At 46.9% G+C, this 20,554-nt stretch carries 18 protein-coding genes; 13 read left to right on the forward strand and 5 right to left on the reverse strand.

From position 1 onward, the window contains the following. Positions 1-54: 54 nt before the first annotated feature. The 4 genes from hemH to SEDOR53_RS19300 all read left to right on the forward strand — a co-directional run bounded on the left by hemH (position 55) and on the right by SEDOR53_RS19300 (position 6,142). Positions 55-1,074: a ferrochelatase gene (gene hemH, locus SEDOR53_RS0107795; RefSeq protein ID WP_026769221.1), complete on the forward strand. Its 1,020-nt coding sequence runs from the start codon at positions 55-57 to the stop codon at positions 1,072-1,074. Positions 1,075-1,177: 103 nt separating this feature from the next. Beyond that, the gene (locus SEDOR53_RS0107800) at positions 1,178-1,729 is read left to right on the forward strand and encodes a CopD family protein (RefSeq protein WP_026769222.1); all 552 of its coding nucleotides are present in this window, start codon (positions 1,178-1,180) and stop codon (positions 1,727-1,729) included. Positions 1,730-1,843: 114 nt separating this feature from the next. Further along, positions 1,844-5,182, forward strand: coding sequence for an isoleucine--tRNA ligase (ileS, locus tag SEDOR53_RS0107805; protein ID WP_026769223.1), 3,339 nt, complete (start codon positions 1,844-1,846; stop codon positions 5,180-5,182). 6 nt (positions 5,183-5,188) lie between these two features. Then, positions 5,189-6,142, forward strand: coding sequence for a TraR/DksA C4-type zinc finger protein (locus SEDOR53_RS19300; RefSeq protein ID WP_026769224.1), 954 nt, complete (start codon positions 5,189-5,191; stop codon positions 6,140-6,142). An 8-nt stretch (positions 6,143-6,150) separates the two neighbouring features. Here SEDOR53_RS19300 and SEDOR53_RS0107815 read toward each other — a convergent pair whose 3' ends face one another. Beyond that, complete coding sequence (locus SEDOR53_RS0107815) at positions 6,151-7,971, reverse strand: ABC transporter ATP-binding protein (protein WP_026769225.1); 1,821 nt, start codon at positions 7,969-7,971, stop codon at positions 6,151-6,153. A gap of 63 nt (positions 7,972-8,034) precedes the next feature. Between SEDOR53_RS0107815 and rbfA the strand changes: the two genes are divergently transcribed. After that, a complete protein-coding gene (gene rbfA, locus SEDOR53_RS0107820) occupies positions 8,035-8,403 on the forward strand; it encodes a 30S ribosome-binding factor RbfA (protein WP_026769226.1) in 369 nt (122 codons plus the stop codon). Beyond that, positions 8,403-9,614 carry an FtsX-like permease family protein gene (locus tag SEDOR53_RS0107825; RefSeq protein WP_026769227.1) on the forward strand — a complete coding sequence of 404 codons (1,212 nt, stop codon included), beginning with the start codon at positions 8,403-8,405 and terminating at the stop codon, positions 9,612-9,614. The genes rbfA and SEDOR53_RS0107825 overlap by 1 nt, the downstream gene beginning before the upstream one ends. Here SEDOR53_RS0107825 and SEDOR53_RS0107830 read toward each other — a convergent pair whose 3' ends face one another. Beyond that, the gene (locus tag SEDOR53_RS0107830) at positions 9,615-10,457 is read right to left on the reverse strand and encodes a transketolase (RefSeq protein ID WP_026769228.1); all 843 of its coding nucleotides are present in this window, start codon (positions 10,455-10,457) and stop codon (positions 9,615-9,617) included. 80 nt (positions 10,458-10,537) lie between these two features. On the opposite strand from SEDOR53_RS0107830, the gene SEDOR53_RS0107835 reads away from it, so the two are divergent. Beyond that, entirely contained in the window at positions 10,538-11,377 is an 840-nt protein-coding gene (locus SEDOR53_RS0107835) for an FkbM family methyltransferase (RefSeq protein WP_026769229.1), read from the forward strand. 26 nt (positions 11,378-11,403) lie between these two features. Beyond that, the gene (gene frr / locus SEDOR53_RS0107840; protein ID WP_026769230.1) at positions 11,404-11,967 is read left to right on the forward strand and encodes a ribosome recycling factor; all 564 of its coding nucleotides are present in this window, start codon (positions 11,404-11,406) and stop codon (positions 11,965-11,967) included. 14 nt (positions 11,968-11,981) lie between these two features. On the opposite strand, the gene SEDOR53_RS0107845 is transcribed toward frr, so the two are convergent. Then, a complete protein-coding gene (locus SEDOR53_RS0107845) occupies positions 11,982-12,851 on the reverse strand; it encodes a DMT family transporter (protein WP_026769231.1) in 870 nt (289 codons plus the stop codon). A 273-nt stretch (positions 12,852-13,124) separates the two neighbouring features. Between SEDOR53_RS0107845 and mscL the strand changes: the two genes are divergently transcribed. Together mscL and SEDOR53_RS17450 are read left to right on the forward strand one after the other, a co-directional pair. Further along, positions 13,125-13,544 (forward strand): large conductance mechanosensitive channel protein MscL, encoded by a 420-nt coding sequence (gene mscL, locus SEDOR53_RS0107850; RefSeq protein WP_026769232.1) that lies wholly within the window; start codon positions 13,125-13,127, stop codon positions 13,542-13,544. 72 nt (positions 13,545-13,616) lie between these two features. Then, complete coding sequence (locus SEDOR53_RS17450) at positions 13,617-14,399, forward strand: ScpA family protein (protein ID WP_037327423.1); 783 nt, start codon at positions 13,617-13,619, stop codon at positions 14,397-14,399. On the opposite strand, the gene dxs is transcribed toward SEDOR53_RS17450, so the two are convergent. Further along, the gene (dxs, locus tag SEDOR53_RS0107860) at positions 14,396-16,330 is read right to left on the reverse strand and encodes a 1-deoxy-D-xylulose-5-phosphate synthase (RefSeq protein ID WP_026769233.1); all 1,935 of its coding nucleotides are present in this window, start codon (positions 16,328-16,330) and stop codon (positions 14,396-14,398) included. The two genes, SEDOR53_RS17450 and dxs, sit on opposite strands and share 4 nt — an antisense overlap. Positions 16,331-16,445: 115 nt before the next feature. Between dxs and SEDOR53_RS0107865 the strand changes: the two genes are divergently transcribed. Genes SEDOR53_RS0107865 through SEDOR53_RS0107875 form a run of 3 tightly spaced genes read left to right on the forward strand, consistent with a single transcriptional unit; the run spans position 16,446 to position 19,589 of the window. Next, positions 16,446-17,495: a sensor histidine kinase gene (locus SEDOR53_RS0107865; RefSeq protein WP_026769234.1), complete on the forward strand. Its 1,050-nt coding sequence runs from the start codon at positions 16,446-16,448 to the stop codon at positions 17,493-17,495. A 29-nt stretch (positions 17,496-17,524) separates the two neighbouring features. After that, the gene (locus tag SEDOR53_RS0107870; protein ID WP_037360799.1) at positions 17,525-18,256 is read left to right on the forward strand and encodes a LytTR family DNA-binding domain-containing protein; all 732 of its coding nucleotides are present in this window, start codon (positions 17,525-17,527) and stop codon (positions 18,254-18,256) included. A 40-nt stretch (positions 18,257-18,296) separates the two neighbouring features. After that, the gene (locus tag SEDOR53_RS0107875) at positions 18,297-19,589 is read left to right on the forward strand and encodes a M28 family metallopeptidase (RefSeq protein WP_026769236.1); all 1,293 of its coding nucleotides are present in this window, start codon (positions 18,297-18,299) and stop codon (positions 19,587-19,589) included. A 1-nt stretch (position 19,590) separates the two neighbouring features. On the opposite strand, the gene SEDOR53_RS0107880 is transcribed toward SEDOR53_RS0107875, so the two are convergent. Then, the gene (locus SEDOR53_RS0107880) at positions 19,591-20,550 is read right to left on the reverse strand and encodes an ion channel (protein WP_026769237.1); all 960 of its coding nucleotides are present in this window, start codon (positions 20,548-20,550) and stop codon (positions 19,591-19,593) included. Between the last annotated feature and the right edge of the window lie 4 nt (positions 20,551-20,554).

Consider the following 20,554-nt stretch of genomic DNA (forward strand, 5'->3'; position numbering starts at 1 on the left):
GAATGCTGTTCTTTTGCCGCTTCCTGATTACATTTGCACACACACAATTATATTATGCCCGAACCTGTTAAAAAAGCTTTATTGTTGATGAACCTGGGATCGCCGGACTCAACGGAAGTAAGAGACGTAAGAAGATACCTGAATGAATTCCTGATGGATGCAAGGGTCATAGACATTCCTTATATCCTGCGTACCATATTGGTGAAATGGCTCATCGTTCCTAAAAGAGCGCCCCAATCTGCTGAAGCGTATCGTACCATCTGGACCAAAGAAGGGTCACCCCTGATCGTACTCACCCGGCAATTGCAGGAAGCATTGCAGCAACAGACCAGTGTACCTATTGAAACAGCCATGCGTTACGGCAACCCTTCACCGGCACAGGCTTACGAACGTTTGCTAAAGGCCCACCCGCAACTGGAAGAAGTGATACTGCTGCCGCTGTATCCTCATTATGCCATGAGCAGTTTTGAAACGGCTGTAGAATATGCAAAAGAGCAACTGGCAGAAAAATCCTATCCTTTTAAGCTAAGCATTATACAGCCTTTTTATAATGAGCCGCATTATATTCATGCATTGGCCGAAAATATCAGGCCCTGGCTGGCACAGGAATATGATCATATCCTGTTCAGCTACCACGGTGTTCCGGGCAGGCATATCAGGAAAAGTGATACAACGGGCTGCCATTGCCTGCAATCGGCCCACTGTTGTGAAACGCCTTCTCCTGCACATGCTACCTGTTATCGTCACCAGGTATTTGAGACCACGAAACTGGTAACGGGGGAGCTGGGTATACCGCAAGACAAATACAGTATTTCTTTCCAGTCGCGACTGGGCAAAGGATGGCTGGAACCTTTTACAGACATACGTTTGGCCGAAATGCCGAAAGAAGGCATCAAAAAACTGCTGATCCTTTGTCCGGCTTTTGTGAGTGATTGCCTGGAAACGCTGGAAGAGATTGAAGAGCGGGGAAGAGAAAGTTTCATGAACGCCGGGGGAGAGTCGTACAAGATGATTCCTTGTTTAAATACCCATCCTTTGTGGGTGCAGGCAGTAAGAGAAATCACTGGTGTTTGATTTTTGTTACGTCATCCCGAGCGCAGCCGAGGGACCTGCCCGAACCTTCAAGCAGCTCCCTCGACTCGCTTCGCTCGCTCGGGATGACGATAAAATAAATGCTATGTACGTATACCTGAAAGCTCTTCACATCATCTTCGTCGTAACCTGGTTTGCCGGCCTTTTCTACATGCCACGCCTGTTCATTTATGCAACGGAAGCAGCAGAACAACCAGAACTGGTGCGTGATATCCTGCACAAACAGTTTTTTGTTATGATGAAACGGTTGTGGTATGGCATTACCTGGCCCTCCGCCATACTTACCCTGTTATTGGGATTGAGCGTGCTGTTCAATGGCGGGTGGGACAAGCTGCTGTTTGAGCCTGCCGGCAGGTGGTTATTGCTGAAATTGCTTTTTGTACTGTTGCTCTATGTATATCATTATTCACTGCATTGCATCTTCAAACAGGAAATGCGGGGAATATTCAGGTATAGTTCCCAGCAATTGCGCATCTGGAATGAAGTAGCCACCATTTTTTTAATTGCTATTGTGATGCTGGTAGTGGTGAAGCAGGGCATGAGCCTTGTATGGGGATTGATTGGATTGGTGGTGTTCATTGTATTGCTCATGAGCGCTATCAGGATATACAAACTGATCCGGAAAACGAAAACCTAAGTTGGCGGTAATGTATATAAAATATACCGCATACGACCTCTGTTTTCGCCCTTATTTGTACCTTCGCAAACATTTTTAATCATTGACAGCTAACCGATCGAACGGAGAAATCGTATGAGTGCGAAATACCAGGAATTTTCAGGGTTGGATCTGCCCTCTATAGAGCAGGAAATACTGGCCAAATGGAAAAGCGGACAGGCATTTGAACAGAGTGTATCATTGCGTGAAGGGAAGACGCCCTTTGTGTTTTATGAAGGTCCGCCCAGCGCCAACGGTATGCCTGGTATTCACCATGTGATTTCCCGTACGCTGAAAGACATGGTATGCCGCTATAAAACCATGCAGGGTTACCAGGTAAAAAGAAAAGGAGGCTGGGATACGCACGGATTGCCGGTAGAGCTGGGCGTAGAGAAAGAGCTGGGTATTACCAAAGAAGACATCGGCAAAAAAATATCGGTAGAAGCGTACAACCAGAAATGCCGCGAAGCGGTGTTGCGTTATAAAGACAAGTGGGATGAGCTTACCACCAAAATGGGCTACTGGGTAGACCTCAATGATCCCTATGTTACTTTCGAGAACGATTATATTGAAACGCTTTGGTGGATATTGAGCGAATTGTACAAGAAAGGTTTCCTGTACGAAAGTGTAAGCATACAACCTTATTCGCCTGCAGCGGGAACCGGTTTGAGTTCACATGAGCTGAACCAGCCCGGTACCTACAAAGATGTGAAAGACACCAGTGCGGTGGCCATGTTCAAGGCGGTGAAAAATGAACGCTCACGATTCTTATTCGATGCGGCTGGTTCGGATGAAGTGTTCTTTTTAGCTTGGACTACCACGCCCTGGACATTGCCATCTAACCTGGGCCTGACCGTGGGAGCGAATATCGAATATGTATTGGTTAAGACCTTCAATCCCTATACCCATCTCCCCGTTAATGTGGTACTTGCCAAAGCCTTGCTGGGCAAGTATTTCAAGCCGGAAGGAGAGAGTAGTGATTTCGACGGTTACCATGCAGAAGTGAAACTATTACCCTGGAAAATCCTTGCCACATTCAAGGGAAAAGACATAGAAGAATGCAGGTATGAACAATTACTGCCTTATGAAGCCAATAGTCCGGCGCATGCAGGCGGAGATCCGTTCAGGGTTATCGTGGGTGATTTTGTAACTACAGAAGATGGTACCGGTATCGTGCATACGGCTCCGGCATTTGGTGCGGATGACTACAAAGTGGGACAGAAATACAATATCGGTATCCTTACCATGGTAGACCGTGAAGGAAAATTTGTAGACGGATTGGGTGAGTTCAGCAATCGTTACGTAAAGAATTACAAAGACGATCCGAACTACGAAGATGTGAATGTAGACATCAGCGTAAAACTCAAAAAAGAAAACAGGGCCTTCAAAGTAGAAAAATACGAACACAGTTACCCGCATTGTTGGAGAACAGATAAGCCGGTGCTCTATTATCCGCTCGACGCCTGGTTCATCAAAACCACAGCGGTGAAAGACCGGATGGTGGCGCTGAATAAGACCATCAACTGGAAACCCAAATCAACCGGCGAAGGCCGTTTTGGTAACTGGTTGGAGAACATGGTGGACTGGAACCTCAGCCGCAGCCGTTACTGGGGTACGCCTTTACCCATCTGGCGTACCGAAGATGGAAGCGAAGAAATATGCATCGGATCCATTACCGAATTAAATGACGGTATCCGCAAAGCCAATGAAGTATTAGGTGGCGATGTGAACAAACATTACCTGCACGAAGGTATACTCGACCTGCACAAACCTTTTGTGGATGAGATTGTACTGGTAAGCACCAAAGGCCAGCCCATGCACCGTGTGCCCGACCTGGTGGATGTTTGGTTCGACAGCGGCGCCATGCCTTATGCACAATGGCATTATCCTTTCGAGAACAAAGCATTGGTGGATAAAGGAGAAGCTTTCCCTGCCGATTTTATTGCAGAAGGGGTGGACCAGACACGCGGATGGTTTTATACCCTGCATGCCCTGGCCGTGATGTTGTTCGATAGTGTGGCATATAAGACTGTGGTGAGCAACGGACTGGTGTTGGATAAGAACGGTAACAAGATGAGTAAGCGCCTGGGTAATGTGGTGGATCCTTTCGATACCATCAAAAAATACGGGGCCGATGCCACACGCTGGTACCTCATCACCAATGCCTCTCCCTGGGATAACCTCAAATTTGATATTGCCGGTATACAGGAAGTGCAGCGCAAGTTCTTCGGCACTTTGTATAATACTTATCAATTCTTTGTACTCTATGCCAATGTAGATGGCTTTGCATTTAAAGAAGCTTATATACCGTTGGCAGAAAGGCCGGAGATCGATCGCTGGATATTATCGTCACTGAACAGTTTGACTAAAAAAGCCACTGCCGCCATGGATGATTATGAACCCACGCTGGCAGGAAGGGCGATAGAAGAATTTGTAGACGAGCATTTGAGCAACTGGTATGTACGCTTGTGCCGTCGCCGTTTCTGGAAGGGCGAATACGAGCGGGACAAGATCAGCGCTTACCAGACTTTGTATGAATGCCTGGAAACCATTATCCGGTTAATGGCTCCCATTTCTCCGTTCTTCAGTGATGCGGTGTTCCGTCATCTCAACGCAGTAAGCAAAAGATTTAAGGTGGAATCCATTCACCACGCCGATTACCCGGTTGCCAACGAGCAGGCGATAGACAGTTTACTGGAAGAACGCATGCAACTGGCGCAGGATGTTTGTTCGCTGGTATTATCGCTTCGGAAAAAAGTCAACATCAAAGTACGCCAGCCTTTACATAAAGTATTGATTCCTGTATTGGATCCGGCGATGAAAGAACAGTTGTTAAAGATCGAAGACCTGATCAAGGCAGAGGTGAATGTGAAGGAAATGGAATACATCACTGAAACAGAAGGTGTGATCAGGAAAAAGGTCAAACCCAATTTCAAAGCACTGGGTACCCGCATGGGCGCTAGAATGAAAGCGGTAGGGGCAGCCATCGGGGCGTTCAGCCAGCAGGACATTGCCACGATCGAAAAAGAGGGAAAGTACGTCCTTACGATCGACGGCGAGGAGGTATTACTGGAACTGAGTGATGTGGATATTGCTGCGGAAGACATACCCGGATGGAGTGTTGCCAGCAAAGGCAGCCTGACGGTGGCACTGGATATTACTATTACGGAAGACCTGAAACAGGAAGGGGATGCCCGGGAATTCGTCAACCGCATACAAAATATTAGAAAAGAAAGCGGTTTTGAACTCACAGACCGTATATTCGTAGATGTGCTTGAGACAGCGAGTCTGAAGCCCTCTATTATTAAATATAACGATTATATTTGCCGCGAAATTTTGGCAGATGTCATTGAATGGAAGCCCGAAATTGAGGATGGCATTGAAATTGAAGTCAATGACGCACTGCTGAAAGTGGTAGTAAACAAAAAAGGATAAAAGCGTATGGCTACTAAGAAACCTGCTTCTAAGAAAGCGGCCCCAGCCAGGAAAGCTCCGGCAAAACCTGCCCCCAAGAAGGCAGCATCTAAGCCAGCCCCTAAAAAGGCAACCCCTGCAAAAAAAGCGGCAGCCAAGCCTGCGCCTAAAAAAGCAACACCCAAGCCGGCTCCTAAAAAAACGGCTCCTGCAAAAAAAGTGGCGGCCAAACCGGCACCCAAAAAACCAGCAGCTAAACCTGCTCCTGTTGCTAAAAAAGCGGCCCCGGCTAAAAAGGCCCCGGTTGTTAAGGCGGCTCCTGCCAAAGTTGCAGCCAAGCCTGTAGCGAAGCCAGCTGCAAAACCAGTACCGGCTCCGGTAGTTAAACCTGCGCCCAAGCCCGTTCAGCCACCCGTGCTGAAGAAGCCTGAAGTTAAACTGCCTCCGGCTCCGCCCGTTAAACCGGTTCGCAAGCCTTTGGAACCCATCAAGGATATCAAAGTGCCCAAGACCAGTGTAAAAACAAGTGTTCCTTATCACCCAGGTTATACCCCTTTGGAAAAAAGGGCAGACACCGCAAAAAATACAGACCCCCTCGTGAGATACAGTGATGCAGACCTCAATGAATTCAAAGAACTGATCAACAGGAAATTGGAGGCAGCGAAAAAAGAGTTGACCTATTTACAGGGATTGATCACCCGCAAAGATGAAATGGGCGGCGATAACGATGACGCCCGTTACATGACCATGGAAGATGGCAGCATGAGCATGGAAAGAGAGCAACTGAGCCAGATGGCCAGCAGGCAGATCACTTATATCGATCACCTGGAGAAAGCGCTCATGCGTATTGAAAATAAAACCTATGGTATCTGCCGTGTTACCGGTAGGCTGATAGACAAAGCCCGCTTGCGCGCAGTGCCGCACGCTACTTTGAGTCTCGAAGCAAAACTGGGACTGGTGAAGCCAACAACGGAGCAGTAGTGATGTGATTATTTCACTTCCTGCATTTCTACCAACTTGCGGTAAATGCCTTGCTGCGCTAATAAAGCTTCATGCGTACCTCTTTCGGCGATCTCTCCTTTTTGTAATACAATGATCTCATCGGCATGACGGATGGTAGAAAGCCTGTGGGCAATGACGATAGAGGTCCTGTTTTGCATCATATTATTAATGGCATCCTGTACGAGCTTCTCGCTTTCCGTATCCAGGGAAGAAGTGGCTTCATCCAGGATGAGTATGGGTGGGTTTTTCAACACGGCACGCGCAATGGTCAGGCGCTGTCTCTCACCACCACTGAGTTTGCTGCCGCGGTCGCCGATATTGGTATTGAAGCCTTCTTCTTTTTGCTTAATGAACTGCAATGCATTGGCTACCTGTGCCGCCTGTTCTATTTGTGCAGCATCGGCATGCTCCATACCCAATGCAATATTATTGGCAATGCTGTCATTGAAAAGAATGGGCTCCTGTGTTACAATGCTCATAAGGCTTCGCACTGAATGCAATGAATATTCCTTGATGTTCACCCCATCGATCAGCAGTTCACCCGAACTCACATCATGAAAACGGGGGATGAGATCGGCCAGTGTGCTTTTTCCGGCGCCGGACGATCCCACCAGGGCAATGGTTTTACCCTTTTCAATTTTCAGGTTGATATTTTTCAGGATGGTCACATCATCATAGGCAAAACTAACATTGCGAAACTCGATATGACTGTTGAAACTGTGAATCGTTTGCGCATCGGTTTTATCGGTAACCGTAACCGGTGTTTTCAATATGTCTTCGATACGTTGTATGGCAGCGCTGCCCCTCTGCGCATTATAGAAAGAAGTAGACAAAGACTTGGCCGGGTTGATGATCTGGGTGAAGAAAACAATATAAGTGAGGAAACCGTCTACCCCCAATCCAGCCTGGTGATTCAGTACCAGCTTACCGCCGAACCAAAGAATACAGGATAATACCAGTACGCCCATAAATTCAGACATGGGCGAAGCCAGGTCGCGGCGGAAAGCCATCTTGTTCCGGATATGATTGAGTGTCTTGTTGGTAGCAAAAAACTTATTACCGATAATCTTCTCTGCGTTGAAGGCTTTGATCACCCTCAACCCGGTAAGTGTTTCATCCAATATTGACATCAGGATGCCCAGTTGTTCCTGTGATACGCCCGACTGTTTTTTGAGGGAACGGCTCACCCGTCCGATCAGGAAACCGGTGAGTGGTAACAATACCATCAGGAACAGCGACAAAACAGGACTGATAATGACAAGAAAAACAAGGATGATCAGGATATTCAAAGGATCACGGATAAGTCCTTCCAGTGTCCCAATAATGCTCCATTCGATCTCGTTCATATCGTTGCTCATCCTGCTGATGATATCGCCCTTGCGCTGCTCGGTAAAAAAACCGATGGGCAATTGCAATATCTTGGCGTAGAGATCGGCGCGCAGCCTGGTCATGACGTGGTTGCGTATAGGCGCCAGTACCCGGTAAGAAAAATAAGTGAACAGGTTCTTGAAAAAAATAGAGACGATGATGATCACACAAATGGCTCCCAGGGCATATTCCGGTCCGTTTAGTTGGATGAGCTGCCCCAGGAAGTATTTGAGACTGTTGGTCACTCCTTCGGTGCTGAAAGCAAAAGCCGGTTTGGCAATCAGCATTTTCTCTTTGCCAAAAAGCATTTGCAGGAAGGGGGCCAGCATAGCCAGTGAAACGAGCGAAAAAATAACCGATAACAGGTTGAATACAAGATATAGAACGATATTTTGCTTCTGGTTCCGCAGGTAAAAAAATATCCTCGAAAAACGCTTCATAGGCGATAAAATCTTTAAAACACAGCAAAGTAACTACTTTTACAGTCAATCAATTGTTAGAATATGGAGGAAGGAAAAAGACAAAGACAGGTGGCCGGTGCACTGCAGCAGGAGTTGAATGAGATATTCAGGCACCTCAACCTGTCAATGATCGATGGAGGGATGGTTTCCATCTCATCGGTGAAAGTGACGCCCGACCTGCTCGAAGCCCGTATTTACCTGAGTCTTTTCCAGGTGAAAGATGCGGCTGCCGCTATGAAGACCATTGAGTCGAAAGCCTGGGAAATCAAAAGGGAACTGGTGAACAGGGTCAAGCACCAGTTGAGAAGGATACCGGTATTGCAATTTTACCTCGATGATACGCTTGATTATGTTTTCAGGATGGAAGACGTTTTCAAAAAGATCAATGAAGAGAAAAAAGGCGATTCCTGATGAACCTGCTCTTTGCCTGGCGTTATTTCTGGTCTAAGAAATCAACCAATGCCATCAATATCATTGCATGGATCAGCATCGCTGCCATTGCAGTGGGTAGTGCTGCGCTCATTATTATATTGAGTGTATTCAATGGCTTTGAAGGATTGGTGAAAAGTCTCTATGTAGATTTTTATGCCGATATGCGCATTGTTCCGGCGAAGGGTAAGACCTTTTTGCTGAACAGAGAACAGGTAGCCGGTATCAGGGCCACTTCCGGAATAACAACACTGGGTTTTATTGCAGAAGAAAAAGCCTTGCTGGTAAACGGCGAGCTGCAAACCATCGTATACATCAAGGGCGTGGATGAACAGTTCACGCAACTCAACAAGATCGCAGCGCATATAAAAAGAGGCCGCTTTGAAACAGGTACCACCGAAGCGCCCACACTGGTATTGGGTGTGGGTATTGAAAATGCAATAGCGGCAGACGTTACTAAAAAAGGATATCCGCTGACGCTTTATATGCCCAACAGGCAGGCGGCGAGGTTTGGATCGGCAGACGGACTCAATGCTTTCAATGCTTTGGCAGCCGGTACTTTCATGGTGCAGCAGGACTTCGACAACAAATACGCTTTTACCAACCTGGCATTCTTAAAATACATGCTGAATATGGGGCCGGATGAATACAGCGCCCTTGAACTGAAAATAAACGGCGATCCCGATCAGATCAAAACAGCCTTGCAAAAGCAGTTGGGGAATGATTATACCGTAGAAACACGTTACGAACAAAACCGCAGTTTGTATGCAGTGATGCAAATGGAAAAATGGGTGATCTACGGCATCTTGTCACTTATCCTGATAGTGGCGGCTTTTAATATGGTGGGTGCACTTACCATGCTGGTACTCGAAAAGCAAAAAGATATTGCGATCCTCAAAGCATTGGGCGCCAATGATCAGAACATTGAACGCATTTTCTTGTCGGAAGGATTGTTATTGGCAACGGTTGGAGGAGGTGCAGGCATTGTGCTGGCCATCATTATATGCTGGCTGCAAATGAAGTACAAACTGATCAAACTCGGAGGCGATACTTTCATCATCGATTATTACCCGGTGCAAATGATGCCCACCGATTTCGCATTGGTAGCCTGTACCATAATGATCATCGCATTGCTGGCAGCGTGGATACCATCACGCAAAGCAGGAAGAGACCAATTGTCTTTGAAAAGCTGATTAATAATCTCCTAAAGTCTCAGGCAATTGCGCCAGCGCTTTGGCCAGTTGCTCATCGTTGGGAGCAATGCCGTGCCATTCGTGGCTGCCTTCCATAAAATCAACGCCTTTACCCATTTCCGTTTTCATGAGAATGCAAATGGGTTTACCCTGACCGGTGAGCGATTTGGCTTTATCAAGTGTGGCGATCACATCATCCATATCATTGCCGTTCATTTCGAGCACTGTCCAGTTGAAAGCTTCAAACTTTGCATGAAGATCATCGAGCGACAATACTTTTTTAGTAGGACCATCGATCTGCTGGCCATTCCAGTCAACCGTAGAGATCAGGTTGTCTACTTTATTATGGGCAGCAAACATAACGGCTTCCCATATCTGGCCTTCCTGCAATTCGCCATCGCCATGCAATGAGAATACCAGTTGCGGATCTTTGTTCAGTTTTTTACTGAGGGCAGCGCCTATGGCAACGCTCATACCCTGACCCAGCGAACCACTCGCGATGCGAACACCGGGTAAATGTTCATGGGTAGTAGGGTGACCCTGCAAACGGGAATTGATCTTGCGGAAACTGGCGAGTTCCTTTACATCGAAATAACCGCTCCGGGCAAGTGCTGAATAATATACAGGTGAAATATGGCCGTTAGACAGGAAAAACAGGTCTTCCCCTTTACCATCCATGGCAAACTGCGTATTGTGTTTCAGCGTATGAAAGAAAAGCGCAGTAAAAAATTCGGTGCAACCCAGTGATCCGCCGGGGTGGCCGCTTTGTACAGCATGAACCATTCTTACAATATCACGCCTGATCTGGCTGGCGGTGTCTTTCAATTCCTGTATGCTTGCCATAGAGTTGATCAATTATGGCCGCGAAGATAAAAGCTAAATGGAGATGATTTAATATTATTTTTACCCGCTAAACACCAAACATGTCGATATTCAGTTATTTGAAAGCCTCTTTTGAAAGGAAAAAAGCGCGCCGTTATTTCCAGGATTTCGGTTACCGTGTCGACCGGTTCGACCTCGAGCGTGAAGGAGTGGTGGAGTACGCCAACTGGTTGAACCCGCTGGTGCCCCCCAAGAAGCTTACCCAGCAGGAAGTGGATTTCTTCAGGACTGTGATCAGGGAAGGTGGAATGGCTATTGATATTGGCGCGAATACAGGTGATCTCACCGTTGCCATGGGTATTGCTGCAGGTGCAGCAGGACTGGTACTGGGCCTGGACCCCAATACACAGGTGTATGCCATCCTCGAAGCCAATGCCCGGTTGAATAAAGACAAATCGAAAATCGTGCCCCTTCCTTTTGCTGCAACACCGGAAGACGGGGAATTTTATTTTGCTTCATCGGAAGCTTCATTCAGTAATGGAGGGCTGGTTGACAGTGAGCGCGATGCTACCCACGGAAAATTCAAATTAAAACAGAAAATCAGGGGTGTTAACCTCGAAAAATACCTGCAACAGCACTACCCGGAATGGTTGCCCAAGCTGTCTTTTATCAAAGTAGATACAGAAGGGCATGACCTCTCGGTTTTAAAAACCATTGAGTCACTGATAGCTGCGTATAAACCTGCGATTGCAGCAGAAATATTCCCTACGCTTACCAGGGAAGACCGCACCGCCATGTATAATTTCCTTGCTGGTTTCGGATACCGTGTGTACGATGTGCAACATTTCGACACGGCCAAACCATTGAATAAAATATTGCTGACAAGGCCGGAAGACATGGCCGCACCCGGTACAGCATCAAATGTTCTGGCAATTATTTAGATTTGCCCGGTCAAAAAAACAATTATATGTCAGAAGATCTGGATTTGATATTAGCCGATACCGAGGATACCATGCGCAAAGGGATCAACCACCTGGAGTCGGAGCTGGGTAAGATCAGGGCGGGTAAAGCTAGTCCTACTATGTTAGACGGCATTACCGTAGAATATTATGGTGCGCCCACCCCCATTGCGCAGGTGGCCAATGTGAGTGTATTGGATGCGAGAACCCTCAGCATTCAACCCTGGGAAAAAAACATGGTACAGCCCATTGAAAGGGCCATCATGGCGGCCAATATAGGTGTTACGCCACAGAACGATGGTGTGATCATCCGCATTTTCATGCCCCCTTTGACGGAAGAACGACGCAAGGAGTTGTTTAAAAGAGCCAGTGCAGAAGGAGAACAGAGCAAAGTGGCTATCCGCAATGTTCGTCGCGATGCTATTGAACAGGTGAAGAAACTGCAAAAAGATGGTATGAGTGAAGATGCGGCGAAAGACGCCGAGAAAACCGTGCAGGACCTGACCGATAAATTCATTGCACTGGTTGATAAGCACCTGGCTGCTAAAGAAAAAGAAATGATGGCGGTATAGAGAGTTGGCAACTGTCAACTCTTTTTATTCACCAGGTATACACCCGATAAAATAATTCCCAGGCAGAGCATCTGCCAGATGTTCACCGACTCCCCATCCCAAAGTCCCCATAACACTGCAATAAAGGGGATACCGTAAGTTACCAGTGAAGCAAATAAAGTTCCGGCTCTTTTTACCAGCATATAAAAGAGAATCGAGGCAAACGCCGTTCCCATTGCGCCCAATACAAATGCAGCCAGGGTAGAACGTTGAACTGTCCAACTGCCCAACGGTAGTGAAAAATAATGGTTGAAATATAGAATAATAAGACAGGGAATGATGAGGAAAGTGAATGCCAGTGAGGCAATGTTCAAAGAACCTACACCCTGCAAATGCCTGCCCACCATGTTTACGTTGATGCCGTACAGCAAGGTAGCCAGTAATACGAGTGCTGCATAAGAAAGGGATTGCAGGCTGATGGTGCCGGAAGCGCGCATGAGCAGACAAAGTCCGATGAAACCAATGATCACACCGACCACTTTGCTGGTGGTTACTTTTAACTGGAAGAAGCCTACACCAACGAGGATCGTAAAGAGGGGTGTCAATGCATTCAGGATGCCAACGAGTGAACTGTCCAATTTGATCTCTGAAATGCAAAACAGGTAGGCCGGAAAAAAATTACCGATGAGTCCGGACAGGATGACCAACGGCATTTTATTCCTGGGAACCTGCAATAGGGCTTTGCGTGCAAAGGGCAGGAGTACCAGTCCGGCGCTGAGAATGCGAATGGAAGCTACCTGGTAGGGTGATAATGCCACCATACCGGCTTTCATCAATATAAAAGAGCTGCCCCATATAACGGAAAGAGCAATAAAAATGCCCCAGTTGATTAATTTGTCTCGCAAGGGTTTAGATTTCTTCAAAGATGCGCCGGATTTTTTATTTATCTATTCCACTCGTCAATTTATTCCGCGATTCGTCATCCTGAGCGAGCGAAGCGAGTCGAAGTACGTTATCCTGAGCGAGCGCAGCGAGTCGAAGGAGCCGCTGAGGATTCAGGCAGATCCCTCGGCTGCGCTCGGGATGACGATCGAGGATCACTTGGGATAAAAACCCGGTTAAAGGCTTGGAGGTTTCTGGGAAATATGTCTATATTGTCATATTAAAATCTATACACTATGGGATTCGTCAAAGAATTTAAAGAGTTTGCCACCAAGGGCAACGTCATGGACCTGGCTGTCGGTGTGATCATCGGCGCCGCCTTCGGTAAGATCGTCGATTCGGTGGTGAACGACCTCATCATGCCGGTTGTGGGCATTATTTTCAAAGCCGACTTCAGCAATCTCTATGTGGCATTATCAGACAAAATAACACCCGGACTCACCCTGGCCGAAGCCAAAAAACTGGGGCCTGTGTTTGCCTGGGGTAATTTTGTAACGGTGGTATTGAACTTTATTATCCTGGCTTTTGTAATATTCATGCTGATTAAAGGCATGAATCGCCTTAAGCGCAAGGAGGAAGCCGCACCCGCTGCGCCACCTGCCCCCACTACTTCAGAGAAACTGCTCACAGAGATCAGGGATGCATTAAGAAAATAAGTTGCCCATCAGGGAATGGGGAGTTTGGGGTTAAAACCTCACTCCCCACTCTTTTTCTTATTTTCGCAGCAAATGAATACTACCACTTACCAGATCAAGTTAGACCAGTTTGAAGGCCCGTTCGACCTTCTCTTGTTTTTTATAGAACGGGATGAACTGGATATTTATAATATTCCCATTACACGGATCATCAATGATTTCCTGGAATTTATTCACCAGGGAGAAAAACTGAACATTGAACTGAGCAGTGAATTCATTCTTTTTGTTTCTACGCTCATGCGCATCAAAGCCAGGCTGTTGCTGCCACGTAAAGAGATCGATGCCCAGGGTAATGAAATAGATCCGCGCCAGGAACTGGTTGACAAAATACTCGAATACAAACGGTTCAAAGAAGCGGCGGTGCAGATGGCAGAGATGGAAGCTATTCGCATGCTCATGGTAAAGCGCGGCAACCTGCAGAAAGAATTGTCGGAGATCGGCGAAGAATCTTCAGAAGGAACCGAAATACAGAACATTACCATGTTCAAGCTGATGAAAGCTTTTGAAAAGGTAATGCAAAGGGTGCACGACAGGCAGAATAAACCGGTGCATACGGTTGTTCGCTACAATTATACCATGGAAGGGAGCCGCGATTATATGCTCGGCTTCATTGAAAAAGAAAAGACAGTAGCGTTTGAAAAAGTATTCGAAGTTTGCGAAGACCGTATCCATGCCATCTTCCTCTTTCTTTCCATCCTTGAATTATCACAGCAACGTTACATGAAGCTGATGGTAGGAGAAGGGCGCAACAATTTCATTGTAGAATGGAATGATAACCGTGCGGAAGAAATAGGCGAAGAAGAAGCCCAAAATTAAACGCCGGCCGATACGCTGACTTTCACCGTCTCTTTCATCATATCCCTTACAGCATCTGCAATACCTTGCGCATCATACGCACATTCGCGATGCAATTCTTTGGGTGTACCATGTTCTACCAGCCTGTCAGGTATGCCCAGTATCCGCAGTGATGCTTTGTACCCGTGCGCGTTCATGAACTCCAGTACTGCACTGCCGAAGCCACCTACTACTGTACCATCTTCCACTGTTACCACCTTGCTGTACTGACTGAATACTTCATGGAGTAATTCCTCGTCGATGGGTTTTACAAAACGCATATCATAATGCGCAGGATCAATGCCCTGTGTGCGCAATTCACGAATGGCGGCAGTAGCAAAGTTGCCCGGATGACCGAAGCTGAGTATGGCTATTTCTTTACCGGTTTTCAACCTGCGCCCCTTGCCAATGGTAATGGCTTCGAAGGGTGTTCTCCATTCGGGCATAACGCCTTCTCCGCGCGGATAACGGATAACAAAGGGCGATTGATTGCTTTCGAGTTGTGCCGTGTACATGAGGTTACGCAGTTCCTGCTCATTCATGGGTGCGCTGACGATCAGGTTGGGAATGCAACGCATGTAAGCGATATCGTAGCAGCCATGATGAGTAGGTCCGTCTTCGCCTACCAACCCTGCGCGGTCGAGACAAAAGACCACAGGTAATTTCTGTATGGCTACATCATGCACTACCTGGTCGTAGGCGCGTTGCATGAAAGAAGAATAAATATTGCAGAATACCCGCATACCCTGGGTAGCCAGGCCGGCGCTGAGTGTTACGGCGTGCTGCTCACAAATGCCTACATCAAAAGCCCTGTGCGGCATTTTCTCCATCATGAATTTCAGGGAAGAGCCGCTGGGCATGGCCGGTGTAACGCCCATGATGCTGCTGTTTTGTTCGGCCAGTTCAATGATGCTATGTCCGAATACATCCTGGTATTTGGGAGGCTGGGGTGTTTCTATTTTTTTCTTGTAGATCTCGCCGGTCACTTTGTCGAACAAACCGGGCGCGTGCCATTTGGTTTGGTCCTTTTCGGCCAATGCATAACCCTTTCCTTTCACTGTAACGATGTGCAGGAGTTTGGGACCGGGCATTTCGCGGAGGTCTTTCAATGTATCTACCAGCTTGGTAATATTGTGGCCATCGATAGGACCGAAATAACGCAGCTTGAGCGATTCAAAAAGATTACTGCTCTTGCTCACCATACCCTTCATGCCAGCTTCCAGTTTGCTGGCCATATCCCTGCTGAAGTTCTTACCCACAGGCAGCTTGCCCATCAGGTTCCATACTTCATCGCGCAAGCGGTTATAAGTGGGTGAAGTGGTAATATCGGTGAGGTATTCTTTCAGGGCCCCTACGTTGGGGTCGATGCTCATGCAGTTGTCGTTGAGGATGATCAGCAGGTCGCTGTCGGCCACGCCGGCATGGTTCATCGCTTCAAAAGCCATACCCGCAGTCATGGAGCCATCGCCGATGATGGCCACCGATTTGCGGTGCTCGCCCTTGTATTTGGCGGCCATGGCCATACCCAGGGCGGCAGATATAGAAGTAGAAGAATGACCTACGCCGAATGTATCGTAAATGCTCTCGCTGCGTTTGGGGAAGCCGCTGAGACCTTTATACTTGCGGTTGGTGACAAAACTATCGCGCCTGCCGGTAAGGATCTTGTGCCCATAAGCCTGGTGCCCCACATCCCATACCAATTGATCGTAAGGTGTATTATACACGTAATGAAGGGCTACACTAAGTTCCACTACGCCCAGGCTGGCAGCAAAATGCCCGCCATGAACGCTTACGATGTCGATTATATACTGGCGCAGTTCATCGCAGACCTGTTGCAATTGCTCACGGCCGAGTTTTTTGAGATCGTCGGGATGGTTGATGGATTGTAGTAAATGACCGGGTCTGATCTCCATTCAGGCAGAATTTAAAATGTAAAAATACGCTTTTGCACCAAACAGATACCGATTTTGCCTTTAATCAAATTTCCGGGATACGTGGGGAAATAATCCCTCTATATTTGTTCTTAACATGAGAAGCAGAAAAGTGACATTATATTGGTGGTGCCAGGTGGGGGGGTGGTTGTTCTACGGACTGACCATGATTTTCTTCGCATTTATCTTTGAGAACCCGACCAATAAAATCTTTTACCCCAAGACCGGCGTAACCATCCTCATGGGTATTGCCTTCACGCATTTACTGCGTGCACTGATCATACGCTTCAAATTGAAGCCACCTGTTGTTGCGCAGAAATGGTGGCTGCTCACGGTGGTGGTGGTGGGTATCATTGTGGTCTACAATTTCGCCAACAGTCTCATGGCCGAATGGCTCCATCTTTATTTACCCGAGAAAAAAGTATCGGTGGAGAAACGATTCCTTATCAACCTGCTCTTCGAATCGCCTCTGATATTGGTATGGGTTTCTATTTATTATGTATGGCATTATGTGGAATTGGGTACCAAAAGCGAAATACAAAAAGTGCGGCTGGAAAGCCTGGTAAAAGAGCTGGAGTTGAAAACAATCAAGTCGCACATCAATCCGCATTTTATTTTCAATGCACTCAACAGTATAAGGGCGCTGGTGGATGAGAATCCGGAACGGGCGCGGACGGCCATCACCGAACTGAGCAATATACTCCGCAGCAGCATGCTGGCCGAAAAACTCGAAACAGTTCCTTTTGAAAAAGAATTGAGCATCGTTAAAGATTACCTGGCCCTTGAACATATTCGTTTTGAAGACCGTTTGCAAGTGGCGTATGATATCGATGAAGATACCCTCGACCAGCCCGTTCCGCCGATGATGCTGCAAACCCTGGTAGAAAATGCCATCAAGCATGGTATCGGAAAACAAAAATGCGGGGGACTTATCCGTATCATTTCCGATTTCAAAGACAACCATCACGAACTGATTGTGCAGAATACGGGCCAGATGAATGGCAATGCCAGCAATGACGGCTTCGGTATCAACAGCACCCATAACCGGCTCAAACTGCTTTTTGGTGTACAGGCCACTTTCTCCATTCGCGACCTGGACGACAGCATGGTGGAAGCCAAAGTGATCATGCCCGTAAAGGAATTGTAATTCATAAATTCTATTCATAAATTAGCAATATGGCGATCAAAGCAATTATCATTGATGACGAAAGGCTTGCACGCAACGAACTTAAAAAGTTGCTGCAAGACCACTCCGATATTGAGATCATAGAAGAGGCGGCCAATGTAGACGATGGCGTGGAAAAGATTGAGAACCTGAATCCAGACCTGATTTTCCTGGACATACAGATGCCCGGCAAAACCGGGTTCGACCTGCTGGCGGAACTGGAAAAAGCACCCAGGGTGATCTTCACCACAGCTTATGATGAGTATGCTATCAAAGCATTTGAAGTGAATGCGCTGGATTACCTGTTGAAGCCCATCGAACCCAAGCGGCTGGCCGATGCCATCCAGAAATTGCAGGTGGAAATATTCAAGGAAACGGTCGGTGTAAACGGAATCAACCGCGGCCCGCTGACAGAGCTCGACCAGGTATTTGTGAAAGACGGCGAACGCTGCTGGTTTGTGAAGCTGGGCGAGATACGTTTGTTTGAAAGTGTGGGCAACTATGCCAAAGTATTCTTCGGCACCCATAAACCCCTTATCCTGAAATCACTGAACGCACTCGAAGAAAGACTCGATGACCGTATGTTCTTCCGTGCGAACCGCAAACACATCATCAACCTTCGCTGGATTGAAAAGATAGAACCTTATTTCAATGGTGGGTTGCTGGTAGACCTCAAGGGAGGAGAAAAAATAGAAGTTAGCCGGAGGCAAACAGTGAAGTTTAAAGAAATGATGAGCTTATAATTGCTCCAGATTCCTTCAAATCAGAAATCATACATCAGAAATGAAAAAAATTATTTCGGTGTTGTTGTCTTCACTGGCAGCAACATTTTCTTTTGCACAAACATCGGCCGACCAGGTAATCCAGGTTAAAGAAGTGGAGCGCATAGAACGCACTTTGTCAGCGGATGATATGGAAGGGCGGCGTGTTTTTACGCCGGGGATTGAAAAAGCAGCGGCTTTTATCGCTTCTGAATTCAAGCAGACCGGATTACAAACACTCAAAAACAGCGGCACTTACCTGCAATCTTTTTCCATGGTTCGCCCGAATCTTTTGGGTGTTAACTGTTCTTTCGATGGCGCAACCGTTGACAGCAGGAATGTGATCGTGTTCACTTGTAAGCCCGAACTAACTATCAATGAGCGTTCAGGTTACGAAACAGTTACCGTGGCAGCAAATGATAATATACGCAGCGTGGTAGGCAAAGTGCTCAATGGGAATAAGAATTACCTGGTACTGGTAGACACCAGTTTTGGCCACTTGTTCGGCAATCTTACCCGCATGAAATCGGCCCTTTTCAAAACAGATAAGAATGTAGTGTTCGTACTCACTACCCAAAAACCGGCTGCTTACACGATCACGGCCAAACATGAGATCACGGAAATGAAACTGGCCAATGTGGTAGGCGTACTGCCCGGCAAGAGCAAGCCCAATGAGTATGTTATTTTTTCCGGGCACTACGATCACCTGGGCATCAATACCCGGAATATGGTCAATAACGACTCTATCTACAACGGAGCCAATGATGATGCGGCAGGCACTACAGCAGTGATGATGCTGGCTAAATATTTCAAGGCATTGAATAATAACGAACGCACCCTCATTTTTGCTGCTTTTACAGCAGAAGAAGCAGGAGGATTCGGAGCCACTTATTTTTCAAAACAATTCAACCCCGAAGAAGTGAAAGCCATGTTCAATATTGAAATGATTGGAACAGAAAGCAAGTGGGGAAGGAATTCTGCTTACATCACCGGGTATGAAAAAACAGATATGGGCAAGATACTGCAAGACAACCTGCAAGGAACCGGTTTTAATTTTTATCCGGATCCTTATCCCGATCAACAATTATTCTATCGCTCAGATAATGCTACCCTTGCGCGTTTGGGCGTTCCTGCGCATACGATCTCTACATCGAAGATGGACAGCGAACCCAATTACCACAAAGCGAGCGACGAAATAGGAACGCTGGACCTCGATAACATGACCATGATCATCAAAGCCATTGCATTGAGTTCAAGAGGTATCGTGAACGGAAAGGAAACGCCTTCGCGGGTAGATACTGCCGGGTTGAAATAGATCAGTTCATTATTTCATGCACGTTCAGTTTGTGCAATTCCAGGATGGTGACGCTGCCATCCTCACTCTCCCGGTACATGGGTACGAACTTGCGGTTAAAGAGTATTTCGTTGTAAGTGTAGGAAGTGCGATGCTGAACAAAGTTGGAAAATACATCGTCGAACCCTTTCAGCATAACATACAATTCCACATCAGCATTTTTCATATCGTCTTCGGTAAAACCGGAGAAGGGACTGTTCTCGTCTATGGGGTGCACAACGGTCCAGCTCATGGGCATACTTTCCACGCGGGATCTTTCCAAGTTCAATGAAAAGTACTTGTACATGAGCGCATCGTTTTCCAACACCTGCATGCCCACATTCAGCCTTACTTCCAAATCGGTAAGGGTATGTTTGTCTTTGATAGCAGCAAAACGGAACATAATGCCTGTACCGTTTTTATACGGACCAACCAATGCATGATCGCTGAATGCCAGGTAGCTCCTGGGTTTGGAGAAACGTCCATAGATCAAACCGGTAGCAATGGCCAGTGATAAGAAGCCGGTCAGTGCTTCGAGTCCGGATACCAGGCTGGCTCCATCGCCAACGGGATAAATATGCCCGTAGCCAACAGTTGTGAAAGTCTGTGTACTGAAATAAAACAGTTCCTTGAATATTTTCCACTGATCGCCAGCAGGCAGCCCCGACATTTGAGATGGCCCCAACAGGTAATAAACAACAGCGAAAACAAAATTGATGACAAAATAAAACAGCACAATGATGCTGATGAATTTCCACTGGGGCAGGGTAAGCATGTCGTGGAATATGCTTACCCTTTTCCAGAAAGGCATGCCTTCTTTTACCAGGTTATAACTGCCGTCTTTATTGATGAACCGGCCGCCCAGGATCTGGCTGGTATTGGTGGTGAAACCAATATCGTTGTTTGGCTTTGAAAAAGGATTGATTTTTTTATAAAGAGACATATTG

Source organism: Asinibacterium sp. OR53 (assembly GCF_000515315.1).
Classification (GTDB): domain Bacteria; phylum Bacteroidota; class Bacteroidia; order Chitinophagales; family Chitinophagaceae; genus Sediminibacterium.